The organism is Mucilaginibacter lappiensis (assembly GCF_900155965.1).
GTDB classification, from domain to species: domain Bacteria; phylum Bacteroidota; class Bacteroidia; order Sphingobacteriales; family Sphingobacteriaceae; genus Mucilaginibacter; species Mucilaginibacter lappiensis.
Genome location: NZ_FTMG01000003.1, coordinates 36,709 through 56,414 on the forward strand (window position 1 = coordinate 36,709; position 19,706 = coordinate 56,414).

The 19,706-nt window shown below is 40.2% G+C and carries 13 protein-coding genes; 2 read left to right on the forward strand and 11 right to left on the reverse strand.

Translation table 11 applies throughout. From position 1 onward, the window contains the following. Nucleotides 1–258: 258 nt before the first annotated feature. Nucleotides 259–1,230: a quinone oxidoreductase family protein gene (locus BW976_RS07360; protein WP_076372006.1), complete on the reverse strand. Its 972-nt coding sequence runs from the start codon at nucleotides 1,228–1,230 to the stop codon at nucleotides 259–261. A 67-nt stretch (nucleotides 1,231–1,297) separates the two neighbouring features. Then, nucleotides 1,298–1,882 (reverse strand): Crp/Fnr family transcriptional regulator, encoded by a 585-nt coding sequence (locus BW976_RS07365; RefSeq protein ID WP_076372008.1) that lies wholly within the window; start codon nucleotides 1,880–1,882, stop codon nucleotides 1,298–1,300. Between the two features lie 251 nt (nucleotides 1,883–2,133). Between BW976_RS07365 and BW976_RS07370 the strand changes: the two genes are divergently transcribed. Beyond that, entirely contained in the window at nucleotides 2,134–2,793 is a 660-nt protein-coding gene (locus tag BW976_RS07370) for a YdeI/OmpD-associated family protein (RefSeq protein ID WP_076372010.1), read from the forward strand. A 208-nt stretch (nucleotides 2,794–3,001) separates the two neighbouring features. On the opposite strand, the gene BW976_RS07375 is transcribed toward BW976_RS07370, so the two are convergent. Further along, entirely contained in the window at nucleotides 3,002–5,575 is a 2,574-nt protein-coding gene (locus BW976_RS07375) for a phosphoenolpyruvate carboxylase (protein ID WP_076372012.1), read from the reverse strand. Between the two features lie 293 nt (nucleotides 5,576–5,868). On the opposite strand from BW976_RS07375, the gene BW976_RS07380 reads away from it, so the two are divergent. Then, entirely contained in the window at nucleotides 5,869–8,016 is a 2,148-nt protein-coding gene (locus BW976_RS07380; RefSeq protein WP_076372014.1) for an FUSC family protein, read from the forward strand. 37 nt (nucleotides 8,017–8,053) lie between these two features. Here BW976_RS07380 and BW976_RS29275 read toward each other — a convergent pair whose 3' ends face one another. The 8 genes from BW976_RS29275 to BW976_RS07415 form a co-directional block, all read right to left on the reverse strand. Beyond that, a complete protein-coding gene (locus BW976_RS29275) occupies nucleotides 8,054–8,218 on the reverse strand; it encodes a hypothetical protein (protein WP_175614064.1) in 165 nt (54 codons plus the stop codon). A 484-nt stretch (nucleotides 8,219–8,702) separates the two neighbouring features. Further along, nucleotides 8,703–10,160: a SusD/RagB family nutrient-binding outer membrane lipoprotein gene (locus BW976_RS07385; protein WP_076372016.1), complete on the reverse strand. Its 1,458-nt coding sequence runs from the start codon at nucleotides 10,158–10,160 to the stop codon at nucleotides 8,703–8,705. Nucleotides 10,161–10,179: 19 nt separating this feature from the next. Beyond that, the gene (locus BW976_RS07390; protein ID WP_084192101.1) at nucleotides 10,180–13,302 is read right to left on the reverse strand and encodes a SusC/RagA family TonB-linked outer membrane protein; all 3,123 of its coding nucleotides are present in this window, start codon (nucleotides 13,300–13,302) and stop codon (nucleotides 10,180–10,182) included. Nucleotides 13,303–13,908: 606 nt separating this feature from the next. Beyond that, entirely contained in the window at nucleotides 13,909–14,778 is an 870-nt protein-coding gene (locus BW976_RS07395; protein WP_076372018.1) for an AraC family transcriptional regulator, read from the reverse strand. A gap of 9 nt (nucleotides 14,779–14,787) precedes the next feature. Beyond that, nucleotides 14,788–15,144, reverse strand: a complete 357-nt coding sequence (locus BW976_RS07400; RefSeq protein ID WP_076372020.1) for a VOC family protein — start codon at nucleotides 15,142–15,144, stop codon at nucleotides 14,788–14,790. Between the two features lie 245 nt (nucleotides 15,145–15,389). Further along, nucleotides 15,390–16,016, reverse strand: coding sequence for a response regulator transcription factor (locus BW976_RS07405; RefSeq protein ID WP_076372022.1), 627 nt, complete (start codon nucleotides 16,014–16,016; stop codon nucleotides 15,390–15,392). A gap of 12 nt (nucleotides 16,017–16,028) precedes the next feature. After that, nucleotides 16,029–18,983, reverse strand: a complete 2,955-nt coding sequence (locus BW976_RS07410; protein WP_139332239.1) for a ligand-binding sensor domain-containing protein — start codon at nucleotides 18,981–18,983, stop codon at nucleotides 16,029–16,031. Nucleotides 18,984–19,140: 157 nt separating this feature from the next. Then, entirely contained in the window at nucleotides 19,141–19,617 is a 477-nt protein-coding gene (locus BW976_RS07415; RefSeq protein ID WP_076372026.1) for a nuclear transport factor 2 family protein, read from the reverse strand. Nucleotides 19,618–19,706 lie beyond the last annotated feature (89 nt).

Below are 19,706 nucleotides of genomic sequence, written 5' to 3' on the forward strand. Positions count from 1 at the left end.
CTCCCCTTCTCCAATGTCATTAAGTTAAACACATGGAGCCCCCCCTAAATCCTCCCCGGTAGGGAGGACTTTAAAAAATTGAAGCTAAGTCTCCCCTTCCGGGGGAGATTATTACATGAGGGCTTCGCCGTTTAGAGGGGGCTTTTGCGGAATTGCTTTTGCGTTTCCCCTTAACTTAATGACATTGCCCCTTCCCCAAGGAAGGAATCGCACGGGCCTGGACTCTTGACAAGCTCAGGCTGACAGCCTCTTCTTCACTCAAATAATTACCACCAAGCGTTTACCACTATCTACTTCCAGATCCCAAAGTTCGGCGATGTTTTCCAGTTTCACGGTGATGGTTTCTACCTTAAGCTTGCCTGCTGCTGCCAGCTCAAACATTTCAGGCAAGATCTGACTGAATAGCTGTCCAACCTGTGGTTTTGACCAGGCGCCTAATCCCGAACCTGTTAATTGCAGATCGACACTACGGAGGTTTGCAGCCGATAGCTGGATCAGATCACCGGTCATGGCACCTATGGATACATATCTTACCCTATTGGTAAATGAACCGTTACCTTTTACACAAGCCAATATCATTTCGGCGGTATGCCCCCACAGGTAATCAATGATCACATCAACAGGCGTGGCTGCATGAATTGCGGCCAGTTGCGTTTGGAAACCTTCATCATCCTGCAATACCGAAACTATTTCGTCGGCACCAAGCGATAACAGGTCATCCAGTGAGGCTTGGTTCCTGCCAGTTACGATCACTTTTTTGGCACCATAATGTTTGGCTATCTGCACCGCTACACGCCCGGTAAAACCGGTTGCCCCGTTGATGAGCACCACATCTTCTGGCTGGATGTCCGCTTTGAATTTAAGCCCCATCGCCGCACCGATCACTGCATTGGGCAGAGCCGCGGCTGTAGCATCGTCCAATCTATCCGGAATTTTCACGATACGATCTTTATCAATGGTCGCTTTTTCGGCCAACATACCGCTTACGCCCATGCCATACACCCGCGTTCCATCCTCGAGCACGCAAACGCCGTCGCCGCCAATCACTTTTCCGCTCTCTTTTGGTGCATCGCTCGAATAGTGCTTGCCGCTGGCCCTACTTTTATCCAAATGTTTGATGGCTACCGCCTTTACGGTAACCAGTACTTCATCGTCATGTTGAGCTATAGGCTCCGGGAAATCTGTATATTGAGGTAAACCCTCTTTTTGATACATTACTGCTGCTTTCATTTTATATTTTGTTTAAACAAAAGTAGGATGATCGCCTGCACCCAAACGATAACATATGTTATCAAGTTCAGAAATGTAATTTGCCTTTGGCCAGTTTGCTTTTGATTCGGCTCAGGTGTACGGTGCTTATGCCCAGGTACGAAGCGATGTAATGCTGCGGCACCCGCTGGATAATGTGCGACCGTTCGGTCAAAAGGTTTTGATAACGCTGCTCGGGTGTATCGCGGATAAAGGAAACAAATTCATTGATGTAATGCGTTTGCCGCTGAGCCGACATCTGCAGGATCATTTGAGCAAAGTCGGGCTCCTGGCTCAGTTCGTTCATCAATTGGATTACATATGGCTTGGGCAACAAATAAATAACCGATGGCTCAATGGTTTCGATGGTAAATTGGCTGGGTACATTATTAACGAAGCTATCAAAAGAGGTTAACCCTTCGTCCTCGAAAAAGAACTGTACTGTTTTTTCGCTCCCATTATTATTAAAAAATGCCCGTACACAACCTTTTTCTATAAAGATGTAGTTTTGCGATACTTTGCCTTCATCCAGCAAAATGGTTTTCGCCGGAATTTCCTGCCGCTTTTGAAAAGGCATGTATTTATCCCAGTAGGTATTCAGCTTCGGAAATTTATTTCTGAAATGAAAAAGCATTTTTTTGATTGATGAGCTAAGGTAGTAAAATGCCGGGTTGCATTGCAAACAACTCAGCTCGTCTGCGTTGCGCTGAACGCCCCTCTGACTTATAAAACCATGTCATTGCGCAGCGTGACAATCTCTTCGTTTGTTTAACGATCTGAATAGCTACGAGATTGCTTCGTCGTTTCTGCAATGACATACAGGAAACAAGCGCCTTTAACACAATTTGTTATTAAATTAGCTAAGGTAAAACCACCTATAAACCCATGAACGCCCTTGCCAAAAAACTACAGATGAAGCCCCGTACGCGCTGGTTGCTGCATAACGCGCCCGCCAACTACCTGGAAAGCCTGGAGCCCCTGCCCGATGATGTGGAGATAGTACATAACACCAGAGGTACATTTAACGGCATACAGCTGTTTGTTACCAATAGTGCGGAATTGACGGATGAATTGAAAGTAATCGTTCCGCTATTGAAGGTTGATACCGTATTCTGGATCATCTATCCTAAAAAAAATTCAGGCATCACCACCGACCTCGAAATGATGAGCAGTTGGGATGCCCCGGCCCAATACAGCATCCGCCCGGTGGCTTCGGCAGCGGTTAATGAGGTATGGACAGCCCTGCGTTTTCGCCCGGTTGATAAGGTAAAGGTTTCGGCAGGCCGTACTGACGCGGTGCGAAATAATGAGTACAGCACTTATATTGATGTGGATAAGAAAATCGTGACCCTGCCCGATGATATCAAGGCCGTGCTGGAACAACATCCTGGCGTGCTTAGCTGGTTTCAGCAGCTGGCCTACAGCCATAAAAAGGAATACGTGCTATGGATATTGACCGCCAAACAGGAAAAAACTCGCCAGGACCGCATGGTTAAAATGGTAGAAATGCTGATCAATAAAAAGAAGAATCCTTCGGATAAGTAAACGCGATTTCACTTGTTATGCCATCAGCCAGAGGCCGGGAAATAAAAGTCATTCGGCTGGAGCAGAGCAAAGGCAGCTGGATCGCCAATAAAAATAAATGTCATCTCGAACGAGGTACGAGGAGAGATCTTTTACGTCTGACTTATCGCGCGCAAAAGATCTCTCACTATCGTTCGAGATGACAAATACGGATAAAACCGTGGGGCTATTACGCCAAATTCCTACCCGCGTTAACGATGCCGTAAACGGTACGGATCACGAGCTTATCATATATATCAATCAGTTCGCTGTCATCGCTGCTATTGAGCTTCTGCAAGGCATAATGTTGGATGATCACGAGTGGCAGTACAATCTTCTCGCGAATGGCGATAGAACGGCGCTCAACAGGGTATTCTTCCATCAGCACCGTGCTGCCGGTCAGGTCGAGCAGCATTTCGCGGGTCAGTTCAAACTCGTTCTTCAACATTTTCCAGAAAGCGCCGAATTTTTTGTCTTTCTCCAAATAAGCGGTCACCCTGAAATCAGATTTCGACATAGACATGGCACAGTTATCCAGCATGGTTTTAAAGAAACCTGATGTTCTGTACAGCTCTTTTATTTCGAGCCAATTGCCGCTGTCTTTCATCTTTTTCAAAGCGGTACCCACGCCATAAAAGCCCGGGATACTCTGTTTGAGCTGGCTCCAGGAAGTTACAAAGCTGATAGCGCGCAGATCTTCCAGTTTCAATGGTGCACCGGCATTACGCTTGGTTGGGCGACTGCTGATATTGATACGCGACAATAATTTAAGCGGACTGAATTTTTCCAGGTACTCCACAAATAAAGGATGCGCGCGCAGGGCCATGAACAGTTCGTAGCTTTCGCTGGCCATTTCAGATATCAGGGCTTTGTGCCTGTTATCCAGCAAGTCGTTATGATTAGGGTGTAGTGCCGATATGATCCCCGCGTTAATCAACTGCTCCATATTGAAACGGGCAGTCTCTACCGAGCCGTATTGAGAACTCACGGTTTGCCCCTGGATGGTCAATTGGATATGATCGTTAGCGATCTCGTTACCCATAGAAGCATAAAAACGGTGTGTTTTACCGCCGCCACGTGCCGGCGGGCCTCCCCTGCCATCAAAAAACGCCAGGCTGATATCATATTTACGGGCCATAGCGGTTAGTTCCACCTTGGCTTTATATATAGACCAGTTAGCCATCAGGTAGCCACCGTCTTTGGTGCTGTCAGAAAAACCAAGCATAATGGTTTGCCGGTTACCTCGTTTTTTCAGGTGCTCGGCATAGTATGAATGTGTATATAACTGCTCCATGATCTCGGCCGCGCGTGAAAGGTCGTTAACAGTTTCGAACAGCGGCATAAAGTCGACACTCAGGCTGTCTTTTTCCCATCCACTCCATAAAAACAGGTCGATGAGTTGTAAAATATCAGATGCCTGCTGACAGTTGCTGATGATAAACCGTTGACAGGCTTTTTCGCCATTAGCTTGCTGAATTTCCTGCATCAGGCGAATGGTGTTCAGGGTATCCTGTGTCATGGCATCCGCGTCAGAAGGGCAATGAAAATCGGCCTCATTAAAGCTGATCTGCTTAAGTTTTTCTTCCTCATCCAGATCGGCATAGCCTTTAACGATGCCTGTTTTGATATTTTTTATACCATAATCAAATACGCTGCGCAAAACGCGGCTATCCTGCCTGATATCCAATGTGGCAAAATAACAGCCAAACAAGCGCACTTTCTGGATCAGGTTTTCTACAATATCTACAAACAAGCTATCGTGCTCGGTAATGATGGTTTGCTTGATAGATTGCAGCAGGCTCATTAATTCGCCCTGCAGATTTTTAGAATCGGGATGTTCGTTGGCATTTTTGTACAGCAGCTTCTCCAATTTGGCCATGGCCTTTTCCACTCCCCGAAAAGTGATACGGCGTTTAAGCACCCTAAAATCGCGGTAGTAACAACGGAACAGGCGCTGCCTTAAAAAGCTGGCTACCTCTTTGGTGGTTTGTGTGGTTACGTTAGGGTTCCCGTCCCTATCGCCACCCGGCCAAAAGCCCAATTCCAGTACACGGCTGCTAGCCGCATCAATATCAAATTCCTCTTCGAGCTTGGATTGTATGCCCGATACGGCATGGTAAAATATATTTTCCAAAAACCAGGACAGGCTAATGGCCTCGTCAACCGGTGTGGGTGATGTTTTGTTAAAGAATGGGGTTTTGCCTAACTGTTGCAGCAACACATCAATATTGTTGATATCATTGCTTTTTACGGCCTCAATCAGGTCGGTCATGATGCCCAGTACTGTGCCCGGGTAAAACTGAGTAGGGTGCGCGGTGAGCACCAGTCTTAACGAAAAGTCTTTTAGTTTCTCGCTGATCTTAGCACGTGTTTCCTCGCTGTTGGTAGCTTGTTGTAATAAACTTTGCAGGTTGCCCGAATCATCAAACTTGCCCAGCTTATTAAAAGATGAATCTTCAATGGCATCAAACAAAACTACCTGGCGCTCGATGTACTGGATAAACCGGAACATACGGTTAATCTGTTCGCGGTGGTCAATATCAGGTACGTACTTTTTAAAGAACGACTCAATAATATCCGTTGGTGAAGCCTGCTTAATGGCACCTTTTTCGCAATGTGAACTAAAAAACGGCAATAAAATACCGGTATCTTTTACCTGATAAAATGGTAATGTTTGAAATAAACTGTTATATAACTCAAACCTGGTTACAACTTCGTTATTAAAAGCTGTTTCCCGCTGACTGAGTTTTAAAGTTAATGACATAGTTCGAAAAATAATTGGGTTAAAATTGAGTGGTACCGGCTATTGCGCAAAACCGGGGGTGAATTTAATTATCTAAAATTAAATTTCAACTAAATTAATAAATTTAATAATATTATTATGAATTTGATATCAAATTTACTAAAACAAGATAAAAAAATTTAATTATTGTAAATTTACATCCTAATTTAGAATCAAAATGATATTAAAGAAATTATACGGTTTAGCTGCAAGCAAAGATTTTTATAACTTGCCTGTGTATTGCCCCGCAGCAGCCAAAAACAAACACTATTTTGATGAATATTAATACCAGGGAAATAAAAAGCTTTTTTTACAGCCAGTATTTTTCTGACGGTTTACGTATAACGGCGGGTATACTGCTCCCCTCGCTGATATTGCTGGAGTTTAACCAGTTTGACCTGGGGCTTACCTTTAGTTTGGGCGCGCTTTGTATTTGTGTAATTGACAATCCAGGTCCTGTTACCCACAAGCGTAACTCTATGGCTATTGGTAACTTATGCCTTTTCCTGGTAGCAGCCATTACCGGTTTTGCCCGGCTTAATTTATATACATTGGGGTTGGAGATTACCTTGTTCTCGTTCCTGTTCTCCATGTTTACGGTTTATGGTAACCGGGCTGCCTCGGTAGGTACCTGCTCCTTGCTCATCATGATATTTATGATGGATAAGGCCCAGCCAGCGGGCAACGTGCTATGGTATAGCGCCACCATTTTGCTAGGTGGTTTATGGTACATGGCTTTCAGTTTGATATTCTTTGGTATCAGGCCCTACCGCGCAGCGCAGCAGGCACTGGGCGAAAATGTAGCCGATATAGCCAAATTTTTAAGGATCAAGGCCGACTTTTATTTACCCGAGAAAGATATCGACGATAATTACCGCAAGCTGGTATCACAGCAAATACAGGTAAGCCAGCACCAGGACGCCGTACGAGAGTTACTGTTTAAAAGCCGGGTACTTGTTAGGGAATCAACCGGGGCGAGCAGGATATTGGTATTGACCTTTGTTGACCTGGTAGATATGTTTGAACAGATCATGGCTACACACTACGATTACAGTGAGATACGCGAACGCTTTAAAGATACCGGCATCCTGAATGAGATTGCCCGGATACTGCAGCACATGGCCGATGAGGTTGACGAGATAGCTTATATGGTATTATCAAATGTCAGGAACCGCCACCTTACCGATTTTAATATTGAGCTGGAAAAGCTAAAACTAAAGATAGACGACATTGGCAAAAACAATCAGGAAATCAGTAACCTGGTGCTCAAAAAGATATTGATCAACCTGCGCGATCTGAGCGAGAGCATCAATAATATATATAATTATTATCACTCTAAAGCCGCTGTTAAATCAACCGAACTACGCGGTGATGTAGAGTATTCGCAGTTCGTAACGCACCAGGATTATGCCCCGCATATCTTCTTTGATAACTTCACCCTGGATTCGGGCGCCTTTAAGCATGCCCTGCGGGTATCACTGGTTTGCCTTGTGGGCTTTATTACGGCCAAAACAGTGGCTCAGGGGCATCATAGCTACTGGGTGCTCCTCACCATCATCGTAATCCTGAAACCGGGTTTTAGTTTATCCAAACAGCGTAATTATCAACGACTTATTGGCACTATTTGCGGCGGGGTTATCGGTATACTCATTTTAAGTTTTATACCAGATACTACCGCACAATTTGTGTTTCTGATGGTGTTTATGATAGGTACTTATAGTTTTTCGAGGTTGAACTATGTGGTGAGCGTAATTTTTATGACACCGTATGTGCTTATCCTGTTCAAGTTTTTGGGTGTAGGCTTATTGAATGTAGCGCAAGAACGTATATTGGATACCGTCATCGGCTCATCCATAGCATTTATTGCTAGCTACCTGATATTCCCTACCTGGGAATTTGACCAGATACAGGAAACCCTGCGCGATGTGATAGTGGCCAATATCAATTACCTGATAACCATAGCCGAAAGCTTATCGGGCAAAATAACCGGCACCACTCTATACAAACTGGCCCGTAAGGATGTCTATGTAAAATCGGCCAATTTATCGGCTGCCTTTGAGCGGATGACGTCGGAACCTAAAAGCAAGCAGCGTAAGGTAAAAGAGGTACATAAGTTTGTGGTTTTAAATCACATTCTGTCGTCGTACATCGCCAATATAGCATCGGGGCTTGTAAAAAAAGAATCACAGCTACCCCATGCAGAAGCGCTTAAGCTGGTTAAGAAAAGCATATCCGTATTAAACGAAAGCAACAAAAAACTTCTGGGGCAGCCTATTGAGTTCAATATAGGCAAAACAACAACCGTTAGTGATACTGAAAAAGTTGAACTATCAGCAGAAGATGCTTTGCTAAAAGAACAGTTAGGATTTATCAATAAAATCAGTTACGATATTGCAAAGATAACTGACAATATCCTGCAATAAAGAACCAACTCCATGTCCGCCACAGATTTACAGCACTTTAACTGGTATGCGTGACCTTTTTTGTATGATTACAATTGTTTTTTACACAATGCTTAGCATAGGTTTTAGTACATACTTTGCCGCTTTTTACGTGTTTTTTTTCCAGGCCTGGGGAGTTAAAAAATAGCCCGCCGGTAATAGCCAATATGATTAAAGTTTTCATGTTTAGGTGTTTGGATGCTTATATGACGAGAGTAAATAGCAAAACGTTACAATCAATTTAAAAAAAAGTGATTTCGACATATCTACAATCAAGTAATATATTAATACACAGCAAGTTAAATACCCATATATAAAAAAAGTCAGTGACCTCGCGTTACTGACTTTTTAATTAACTATTAACTGACCAAATATCTTAACGAAAACTACTTGGCTACTACAAACATAGTGTGTAAATCAAAAACAGGATATGTGAAAATCACCCATAATGCTTATGTTTATAAGTTTCAACTTGTTCAAAACTTAATATATTATTAAAAATGAGCACTCTACAACTTATTCAGGTATAAATATATAATATATGCATAGACACAAGCCCGCCTTAAAACCTGGTATTTAGTTTAAAGGTGTAATAGATATGGATATAAAAAGAAAAAGCGACGATCCCTAAACAGACCGCCGCTTTTCTTTTTATAAATGTTTGATTACTACAAATCAAACCACATTTTATCGTAATATGTTGGTTGAGGCTTCGGAATATTGGGGTTTGCCGAAGTTTCATCAGGCGACAACGTGTATCTCCTGATTAGCGGTCCAGGGGTAGCGTCCTTAGGCAATGTTAATGCAGGAACCTCACTACCATCTGGTCCTGATCTTTTCCATTGAACAAATGCTTCTAATGGTCTGTCCATCAAATCTACCCATTGTTGGATATGAATTTGTTTTATAGCATCTGTGGCCGATAACGAGGTAAGATTAGGCAATTTTGTTGGGTCGTTTACATAAGCAGTTACAGCCGCAGGGTTAGCCTGATAGAAAGTCATAGCATCAGTAACACCTTGTTTAAACAGAGCCTCGGCCTTTGTCATATTCACACCTACACCCAAACCTCTGGCATAAGCTTCGGCCTGTAATAACTCCAGTTCCTGGTATGATAAAATAACAGAAGGTGCATCTGGTCTGAGTAAATAACTACCCAAGATAGCTGTTTTTTCATCAGCGTCAACGTTGGCAGGCACACCAATATAAGTGGTTTGGCCGGCTGGCAAATCAAAATATTGAGGTAACCTTGGATCATTTGTAGGCACCATCAAATCGGTAATAACTTTACTTGCATAAGTAAAAGGATTCTGGCCTAAAAACAATCTGTATTTAGGATTTTGGTTATTGGTTCCTGTTGTATATTTGGTAAGCCAAGTTTCGGCGCTTGATGAGATCATCGCATCTGGCGTACTCAAAAGGGTACCAATAGCAGCCGCTTTTGTTGGATCTTTATCAACCATTACCATTAATATTTTAAATTTGATAGAATTGGCCAGCTTTTTCCATTTGCTCATATCACCACCGTAGTAAATATCATAATCAGATATTTTCAATACACTGGTTGGGTCAATTTGTGCAATGGCTTCATCCAGTAACTTCAGTAAACTTTCCAATACATCCTTCTGTGCATCGTATTTTGGATAAGGATACTTATCTGGCTGAAAAGCTTGTGAGTATGGGATATCGCCATATAAAGTAGTGGCTTCATACATTAATTGGGCTAACACAATCTTGCACTGAGCGGCAGTATTATTATTTACCGGACTTGCAGCTTGAGCTATTGATATGGCCTGCTGTAAATTATTGCCGCCATTACTAAAATATACCTTCCAGGTATTTCCTATAGACAGGGGACTTACATTATATAAATTGGATGCGCCCCAGTTTTGAGAAAAATCGCCACCGGATGATAATGACTGACCTATAAAACCGATAGAGATATAAGAGTCACCACTATTTTTACTCACATCCCAGGCGGTAACCGCATATCCAAAAAGTAATTTTGGATCAACTTTGGTGGCCGTTAATGGATTAGTATTGATATCGAGATATTTTTTACATGACACACCAGATACCGCTACAAGCAGCAACATAGAGGCCAAAATTTTATTTTTAAATTTCATGACAATATTTTTTAATTTTTTATAGGGACACTCGTAAGTTCATACCAATTGTTCTGGTAGACGGGATGCTATTAAATTCAACACCCTCGCCAACGCTACCTGAACCAAAGAAGTTAAGCTCCGGATCAACATGTGGTACATGGCTCTTGATCAACCATAGGTTTCTTCCTTCTACACCAATCTGTATTCCCTTTACAAATGAAGCTTTAAACAATTTAGATGGGAGTTGGTAAGCAAATTGAACTTCTCTTAATTTGATAAAGCCCGCATCAAAAACACTTCCTTCGGTATTTGTAGTACTTCCTATCCAGCTCCAGTAATTTTGCGCGTTTATAGCTTTAGTATTTGGCACGTATGCTCCATTTACCAGATTGACACCTTTATCAACAATCAATTGAGATCTGTCGCCACCAGTTTCAGCAGCTAAGCCAGATGTTCTCAAGCCAGAAACTGTTCCTGAGAAAAATACACCACCCTTACGAATATCAATTAATGAACTCAGGCTAAAGCCTTTATATCTGAAAGTATTATTAAGACCTCCTGTCCAATCGGCATAGATACTTCCCAATCTTTTACCTTGAGTAACTACTCTTAAGCCACTTGTTGGATCAATGATATATTGACCATCTGGTGATCTGGAAAATTGCCCGCCATAAAGTCCTAAACTTTGCCCTACTTCAGCCTGTATCAGCAATCCACTATAACCGCTTGCCACACTATATAAATTCAAACCAGGGAGCAGTTCTTTTACTTTCTGATTGTTTTTAGCAAAATTTACATTTATATTCCATTCAAAATCTTTTAATTTAACAGGTACTAAATTCAATGTAGCTTCAATACCTGAGTTTTGAATAACACCCGCGTTTACTACTTTAGCAAAATAGCCGGTAGATGGAGGCACGGTAATAGATATTAATTGATTTTTGATATTTGAATGGTAGTAGGTAAAGTCTAACCCGATACGGTTATTTAAAAATTTCAATTCTGTACCAAACTCATACGAGTTTTCTTTTTGCGGCTTCAGAGTAGAATTTGGCAATGTCCGTGGTGCAGCAAAAGCTGTTGCAATTGGCCCTGCCGGAAAAACTATAGCATTGGCATCTACATATTGCAAAAATACCGTTGAGGTAGGTGAATACTGATAATCTAATTGGTACGGTCCCAAATCGCTACCTACAGAAGCCCAGCTAGCTCTTAATTTACCAAAAGATAACCAGTCAAAACCTTTATCTTTTAATACTTCAGAGAAAACGAATGAACCGCTAACTGAGGGGTAAAAATAAGAGCGGCTGTCAACTGGTAATGTTGAAGTCCAGTCATTTCTACCTGTTACATCTAAAAATAAATAATCTTTATATCCTATGCTTAAATCACCGTATAAGCCCAGCAACCTTCTTTTCTGATAGCCTAAAGTAGCAGTAGAACTTGCTGCGTTGCTATATGTATACAACTGATCAATAGTTAGGTTAAAGGCATCTACCTGGTTAGTTTGATTAAAACGTTGGTTGATGTTGCCGCCCACAAGCAGTTTAAATTTAAAGTCCTTAACCAGGTTATTTTGTTCAAACGTGGCCAAAAAATCATCATTCACTTGCTTACTTAACAGATCGTATTTTGTAAACTGACCCGGTAAATATCCGGCAGTACCTTTACGCAATATCAAGCTCCTTTTTTCGGTGTAAATGTCAGCCCCAAATGTATTGCTTAGCGTAACCCAGGTAACAGGTTTGTAGGTTAAGTTATAAGTGCCGGTAAATCTATCAACGCTGTTACTGTTCCTGTTATAATCCATGATCCAGTATGGGTTGTTACCTAAACGGCCAGGAGCCAGAAATTGCTGAACACCTGTTACAGGATCCACCACGTTATTCTTTAAAGCGTTAATATCAACCGTTCTTGGCAATCCATAAACTGAATTTATGATGGCATTTTGGTTGTTAGCACTTTGTGCCGGACGGCCGTCTGATACAATATTAGTGTAAGAACCTGAAAAACGGGATGAAAGTTTATCACTAAAGTTACGTCCGGTATTTACGGCTAAGGTATACCTATCTAAAGATGACTCAGGAATAATACCTTTTTCATTCGCGCTTGAAAAACTCACCCTATAATCAGATTTTTCGTCACCACCACCAAATGAAATATTGTTTATTGCAGAAACACCGGTTTGAAAAAAGTCTTTCACATTATCCGGATAAGCTACCAAAGGAGTTTGGGGAGATCCGGCAGTAAAGTTAGGAAACTGATTTACTGACTGTCCGGTTATTTTAGGTCCCCAACCATTTAATTGTGTATTGGCATACACTCCCTGGTTACCTTGCGCATATTCATTCTGAAATTTAGGCAAAACCAATGGGTTATCAAAACGTACGGACGAGTTGATATCCACTGAGAACGTTCCTTTTTTTCCTTTTTTAGTGGTAATAATTACCGCTCCGTCAAGTGCGCGGGAACCGTACAATGCAGTTGCGGCGGCTCCTTTTAATACAGTCATTGATTCTATATCATCCGAGCTTAAATCACCCATACGGTTACCAAAGTCAACGTTATTAGCAACCGTTCCACCACTAGAGGTATTATCACTTACGGTTAATCCATCGATAACGAATAACGGGGAATTACCGTTAAATGAATTCACACCACGTATAACAATTTTTGTTGATCCGCCTAATGTCCCTGACTGCGAATTGATACGTACACCAGCAACTTTACCAGCCATGGAGTTAAGCACGTTTGCATCTCTTGCCTTTGTCAGATCTTCTGATTTAAGGGTAGATGAACTATAACCAATGGTTTTTGCCTCTCTTGAAATATTTAATGCGGTAACAACAACCTCATTTAATTGATTACTGGCAGGTACTAAAACAACATTAACCACGTCGGCAGCTGGTTTTTCGATACTGACATACCCGATAAAAGAAAATACAAGCGTTGAACCTGTTGGCACGCTTAACGTATACTTACCGGTTGCATTAGTTTGGGCACCTGTTGTTGTACCTTTTATTTTTACTGTTACCCCCGGAATTGGTAAGCCATCGTCCTTGGCGGTTACGGTACCGGTTACGGTTCTATTTTGTGCAAAGGCCATTGAAGCCGTGCAAAAAAAACAAACCATGAAAATTTTAAGTAATTTGTGTTTCATGCTTTTTTTTATTAATTATTAGAATGTACTTTTTTAATTTTTCCACGTTTTAACCTTAATTAAAGTTTAATAACCAGAACAGGTTAAGTATCCGGCTGTGTTTGTTTATTTTTCATATTAATAGATTTGATTTACAGGAATTTGAATAACCCATCATTCTTAAATAAACAGAAGGTTTAACTTTTTAAAAGAAATACCAACTTGATTAAAAAGAACAATTAATTTAATTTATCTTAAAACGAATTCATTTTAGACGAACCAAATCAACATAGTAAAAAAATCAAAGAGAGCCTATTATGGTTAATGAAGGGGCGTCAACTGAGACAATCAATTGATACCTGTGACTGGTTTATGGGCATTTTAGTGATACCCCGGTATAACAGTAAAAACAGTGAATTAAGTAGGTGCTATTATCATAAGATATGTGTTTAATAGTTAATATTATATAAGCCTGACTTACAGCTTATACAACTAATACAAACACAATAATAACATATAAGCAAATAGGATAATATGCGATAATCACCATTTTGATCACTTTCGCACATTACCCTATTGAGTACAAACTTATTATTTATAGTATTATTTAATCTAAAAGAAACACCATCAGGCAGTTTGCCTATATTTTAAGGGGGTAATTTTATAATGCGTTTTAAATAATCTGATAAAAGAGCTTGGGCATTCAAAACCAATAAGGTTTACAACCTCATTAATGGGATACGTGGTGCTCTTTAATAAAAGCTGGGCTCTTTTTAACCGCAATTGTATTAAAAACTGATGTGGAGTTAAGTTAAATGCTTGCTTAAAAGTTCGTAACAAGTGATTTACTGACAGGCATGAATGCTCTGCCAGATCTTCCAGGCTTATATTCTGGTTGTAGTTACTGTACAAGTATTCTTTAGCGCGATTAAGCCTGCGTAAGATCTCTATTTTGGTGCTGGCATTTAAAAAATGAAGTTTTTCTGCTTTCTTAAATATCTCTTCATTATAGATACTGAAATAATTGATCAGGCAATGGTGCAGATACTCATTGATCAGCAATTCATCATGCTGTCCATTGTCCAGATATTGTTTAAGGTGATACACATTATGCATAATATCACCTGTAAAAGGGTAAATGGTTTCGTCAAACTCCTGAAATTGCTTTCCTTTATAAATACTCTTTACAGACAGGTGACTGTCGCCCAATACCCAGCATTCTTTAAAATCCTGTAAAAATTGCTGGTCGAAACTTATGCTGAATGATTGCACCGGGATATCTGAATCTGTATCGGTAGAATATTGTGTCCCTCTGTTCAATATTAAAAAAGAATCGGGATATATAGATAAATGCCGTTTACCTATATCGTAACGCTCATTTCCTGCAAAAACAAACCTCAGGCTAAAATCTGAGCTATACTGCTGATTTTGCTTCTGACTACTGGTACGGCTATATATTTTATTATTGTTCCGTAATGTTTTTGAATAATCCATCATATAAAAAATTTATATTTCTGTATAATTTCTTTCTTCTAATAAAATAAACCGGTTACCTGAGGGGTCTAAGAACTCAGCCGCAAGGCCTGTTGGCAGGTAACGCGGGACTGTGGAAAAAAACACACCCGCGGTTTTGTACAAATGATAATCTTTCAGGCAATCATCGGTATTTAAAATAATGCAGCTCTTAAAGGCGCTGCCACCAACAACAAGTGCTACATCCAGATTATCCGCCTGTAATACGGTATATTCTTCGCCTTCTGCAAATGACATATTACTGATAGGGTTGAAGCCTAACTTTTGCGTATAAAAGCTTATCTGCGCATCAGCGTCCTCTGCAAAAACAGGGATATATTTCAATTTCATATAGCAATAACTCTTATAAAAGATTTCTAAGGAAATCAACCCAATATCAATAACAAGTAGTTAGGGGTGACGATTTGGTGTGGGTTGCAGCCGATCAGTTAAAACTACTGCACATACCAAAGATAAGCCGGTAGCATAGGCAACGTATCCCCCAAATAGGGGGATTTATTTAATATCAAACAATAATAAATAAAATAAGGAATGCACTGAGAATTACTCAGTTACAGCGTAAGGCCTTGTGCTGATCAGATGAGTTTATTTTGTTTAGCCATTTTTATGGCATCTGCACGAGAGTTAACATCGAGCTTCACGTATATATTTTTGATGTGGCTACGTACAGTTTCCAGGTCGATAAATAGTTCTTTGGCAATTTGGCTGCGGCTTTTTCCATCGCCTATGAGCTCCAGTATTTGAGTTTCACGCCTGGACAGCGGAGATTCCTGATTTTTTTGGAATGAGCGTATAACCAACTTGGCAATATTAATGCTCATGGGTCCTCCACCATCTTTAACCTCCTTGATAGATTCAATTATTTTGGCAGAGGGTGTGTTTTTGGTAAGATATCCTGATGCTCCATTAGCTAATGCATTGAATATTAATTTCTCGGATTCATAAACCGTTAATATTAACACATAACACTGCGGCAACAGCTTCTTTAATTTGGGAATGGCATCAACCCCATTGGTACCGGGCAATTCAATATCCAATAGCACAACATCGGGATGGTCGGTAGCTATTTTCTTAGCAGCTTCGTCATAAGAGCAGTAGGTGCTCACTACCTCATAACCTTCGGTAGCGCCAATTAAGTAAGCATAACCATTTCTAATGGTTTCATCGTCTTCAATAATGGTTATTTTTATAGTGCGGTTCATTTCTTTTAATAATTATGCATCAATGTTTTTTCTGAACTTTAGCTCTACTGTGGTTCCCTTACCTTCTTCAGAAACAATAAGCAGCTCAGCATTAATACGTTTTGCTCTTGCTTTTATGTTATGCATACCATGCCCTTTTGAAATAGTATTGCTGCTAAAGCCTTTACCATTATCGGTAAGGCGCAAACTAATCACTTCTTTATCCACATAAGCCCAGTGTAATATAACCTGCCCGGCTTCGGCGTGTTTAAGCACATTGTTCAGCAACTCTTTATATATCATGGTGATATTACGGCTATACTCCATTGGTAGCTTAACCTGTTTCAGGTTATCATCAATTTTGTTAAACTCAAAATCAACCGGCATGTCCTGAAAAAGCTCAAGGCCAATTTCTTTAATGTGTATCAAAGTTTCATATAAATTATCGCTTTTAGGGTCAAGAGCCCATAAAATATCTTTTGTACCATTATAAAGGGCTGCAGCATTTTGTTTGATCTGATCAATAAGTCCGTGCTGATCTGTTTTAGATTGATCGATTTTGGCATTTAAAATTTCTGAAAGTATAGAAATGCGGGTAAGTTTATTGCCCAGATCATCATGAAAATCTTCGGCTGTTTGCTGCCTGATCTTTATTTTTTCTTCCTGTTTAATAGCCTCAATGGCCTGCTGACGCTGTAATTTGCTATGCTGCCAAATATTTTGCAGGCCAAAACCTATCAACACAAAAAACAGTACAGCTGATATTTGAAAGGTAAGCGTTTTATAAAACGGTGGAATAATTTCGAAACTGAAATTAGCCGTATCCGGCGAAACTTTACCATCCGGACTAATAGCCTTTACCCTAAATGTGTATTTACCAGGTGGCAACATAGGGTACTCAACAATATTGTTTTTTACTGGCGAACAAAAAGTGCTGTCTAAACCAACTAATTTATAGCGATATGATACACTTGTAGGATTTTTTAAATAGATGCCTAAAAAGGAAATAGCCAGGTGGTTTTGGTTATAAGTTAAGGTAGCTCCATCTGTTAAATAAGTAAAGGCGGTATCCTTACTCCTGCCTATCTGTGGCATCAGCTTTACATTTTCAATAATGATATGCGGAGGCGGTGAAGATTTTGTTTGTACACGGGTATTATAAACCAAAACAGATTTTGTGGTGGCCACCCAAACCTGATGATCTTTATAAAGTATGGCGTTTTGATTAGTTTCAAAAACTGGCTCTTTTGAGCCTGAATTATTAATAATCGTAAATTTATCTGCCGCGCGATTAAACTTCATCTGGTTAACGCCTTTACCTGTACCTATCCAAACATTATCTGTATCATCAGCTATCAGGCTATATATGGTATTGGCTTTAAGACCATCATTTACAGTATAGCTTTTTAAACGATTATTTTTCAAATCCCAAACAAATAAGCCCCGGTCATCAGTGCCTATTAAAATCTCGTTATGGTATTTGATCATGGTGAGGATAGCCGAGTTTTTCAGAAAGCTTTGGTTATAGGTCTGCAATACCTTTTTATTTACCAGTAACACTATACCATTTTGAGTGCCGATAAACAAAGAGTCGCGCCCTGCTGAAACTAATGATGAGGAATATTCAGGTACGCCATCCAACTGCTTAAGCAAACCCTTTTCATAATAATAACAACCAAGCGATGTTGCTAACCAGATAACTCCGTTGTCATCAGCCATAATGGCGTGGTAGGCTATTTCATCACTTCCTTTTATCTGCCTAAAACCTTTTTGATCATATTGCCATAACCCGGCCTGACTGGTACCTATCCAAATAGTTTTATTTTTATCGGTATAAAGGCACTGTATCCCTGCCAAATATTTTGAATTGGCTGCGGTTATTATATTGGTTAGCTTTTTACCATCATACCTTATTAACCCTCCCCCATCTGCACCCAGCACAATATGATCGTTCCAATCTTTAGTAATCGCCATGATTATTTTGGACTCAGGCAAACCTTGTGTACCATCAAAAGTTACATATTTACTGCCTTCACAACGATATAAACCATTACCCAGGCTTCCGAGCCACAGATTATTATCCGCATCTACATATATATCGGCAATAGAAATATCGGTAAGCCCATTTGATGAGTTGTAATGAACAACCTCATCATCCATCAAACAATAAGCGCCGTTATCGGTACCTATCCAGATATTCTTGTACTCGTCCTGTTCAATACATAATAGTTGCCCCTTTACGCTTGCCATTCGCACAGGATCATAAGGCATCACCTGGTTATTCTCTGTATAAAACAAGCCTTTCCAGGTTAATAAGTAAGCCTTTTGCCTATCAAATTTGTCAAATAACATCTTTCTCACGGCCAGTTGTTCATATTTCCCACTAAAAGGGGTAGAAGAAGTCCATCCGTTACGGGTAAAAGCATATATACCTTTTCCGTAAACGGCGGCATAAAGTCTACCACTTTTATCAACGGCTATAGTAGTTACCTTGCTGCTGTCATCAAATGTTACCGGCTCCATTTTATTGTCGGTAATTTTAAATAACCCATAACTCATCACAGCCCAGATAGTGCCATTTACATCCTGAGTTATGTCAGTTACAACATTGTGTTTTTGAGAGGCCGCAGGCTTGTAATTTTTAATTTTGCCATTGTGAAGCATAGCCAATCCGTCAAGTGTACCAAACCATACCCGCCCTGCACGGTCAGAAAAAACGGTACTTACATAGTTATTCGGTAACCCGTTTTGCCTGGAGTATCCTAAAAACTCCTTTCCATCAAAACGGCAGGCTCCTCCAAAAGTGGCTATCCACAAACGATGATCCTTATCCATCGAAAACCTGTTTACCTGCGATTGGATCAAACCATCATCAATATCATAATGCGCAAACGTATATTTTTGCCCTAATGCCGGAAATACCCACATTAAACAAATAAATACCACACACCAAAACACTCTCACCATACATAAAATATACTTGTTCACTTACGCCCTAATTAATAGTTTGCAGTATTACCGCAATTACATTCAAAATAAAGCTAAATAAAACAAAAAAAATCACCCTTTTGGGGTGATTCCTTCCTATAGGGTAAATTGGTTAAAATCCCCTATAATGTTTTATTATAAGATCAGTTTAAAAAACTCAATTTTTAGCGGTTACCGCTCCATTACTACCAGCCGGAGTTTCCAGATCTTCAAACATTTTACAAACCTGGGTAATTTTCCATTCCTGCGCATCATCCTTTTCAAGCACCAGATAGTTATGCTGTATACTATCATGATAACTAAAATCAACCCGGGCTATTACCAGTGCATCACTTTTAGCCAGCACTTCGTAATTTGACTGGCAGTTTTGCTGGGTACCTGCTTCCTTTTTCATAGCATCAACCAAACTTGATTTACTTTGCTGTATAACTTTATTTCCGCGTGGGATTTTCAGTGTATAATTTCCATCCAATATCTTGCTAAGCTCTTTATAATTACCATTCATGTGGCTGTCAATAAAGCTGCGGATCACGGCGGTGTAACCCTTATCGTCAGTTTTTGGACCTGTATAAGCGTAGATTGATGTGACCGATAATAAACTTATTAAGCAAGCCACCAAAAATTTATTTTTCATTGTGATATTTTTTTATCAAATGTCACTATGGTTGTAAAATAAAAATGTGTGTATAGCACCCTAAAAGTATGCGTATAACACCCTAAAAA

What these genes read in the sequence shown, in the direction of transcription:
- BW976_RS07415 (WP_076372026.1), bottom strand. Translation starts at nt 19,617, where the DNA reads ATGAAAAATAAATTTTTGGTGGCTTGCTTAATAAGTTTATTATCGGTC.
- BW976_RS07380 (WP_076372014.1), top strand. Translation starts at nt 5,869, where the DNA reads ATGAATATTAATACCAGGGAAATAAAAAGCTTTTTTTACAGCCAGTAT.
- BW976_RS07390 (WP_084192101.1), bottom strand. Translation starts at nt 13,302, where the DNA reads ATGAAACACAAATTACTTAAAATTTTCATGGTTTGTTTTTTTTGCACG.
- BW976_RS07360 (WP_076372006.1), bottom strand. Translation starts at nt 1,230, where the DNA reads ATGAAAGCAGCAGTAATGTATCAAAAAGAGGGTTTACCTCAATATACA.
- BW976_RS07385 (WP_076372016.1), bottom strand. Translation starts at nt 10,160, where the DNA reads ATGAAATTTAAAAATAAAATTTTGGCCTCTATGTTGCTGCTTGTAGCG.
- BW976_RS07400 (WP_076372020.1), bottom strand. Translation starts at nt 15,144, where the DNA reads ATGAAATTGAAATATATCCCTGTTTTTGCAGAGGACGCTGATGCGCAG.
- BW976_RS07405 (WP_076372022.1), bottom strand. Translation starts at nt 16,016, where the DNA reads ATGAACCGCACTATAAAAATAACCATTATTGAAGACGATGAAACCATT.
- BW976_RS07370 (WP_076372010.1), top strand. Translation starts at nt 2,134, where the DNA reads ATGAACGCCCTTGCCAAAAAACTACAGATGAAGCCCCGTACGCGCTGG.
- BW976_RS07365 (WP_076372008.1), bottom strand. Translation starts at nt 1,882, where the DNA reads ATGCTTTTTCATTTCAGAAATAAATTTCCGAAGCTGAATACCTACTGG.
- BW976_RS29275 (WP_175614064.1), bottom strand. Translation starts at nt 8,218, where the DNA reads ATGAAAACTTTAATCATATTGGCTATTACCGGCGGGCTATTTTTTAAC.
- BW976_RS07395 (WP_076372018.1), bottom strand. Translation starts at nt 14,778, where the DNA reads ATGATGGATTATTCAAAAACATTACGGAACAATAATAAAATATATAGC.
- BW976_RS07375 (WP_076372012.1), bottom strand. Translation starts at nt 5,575, where the DNA reads ATGTCATTAACTTTAAAACTCAGTCAGCGGGAAACAGCTTTTAATAAC.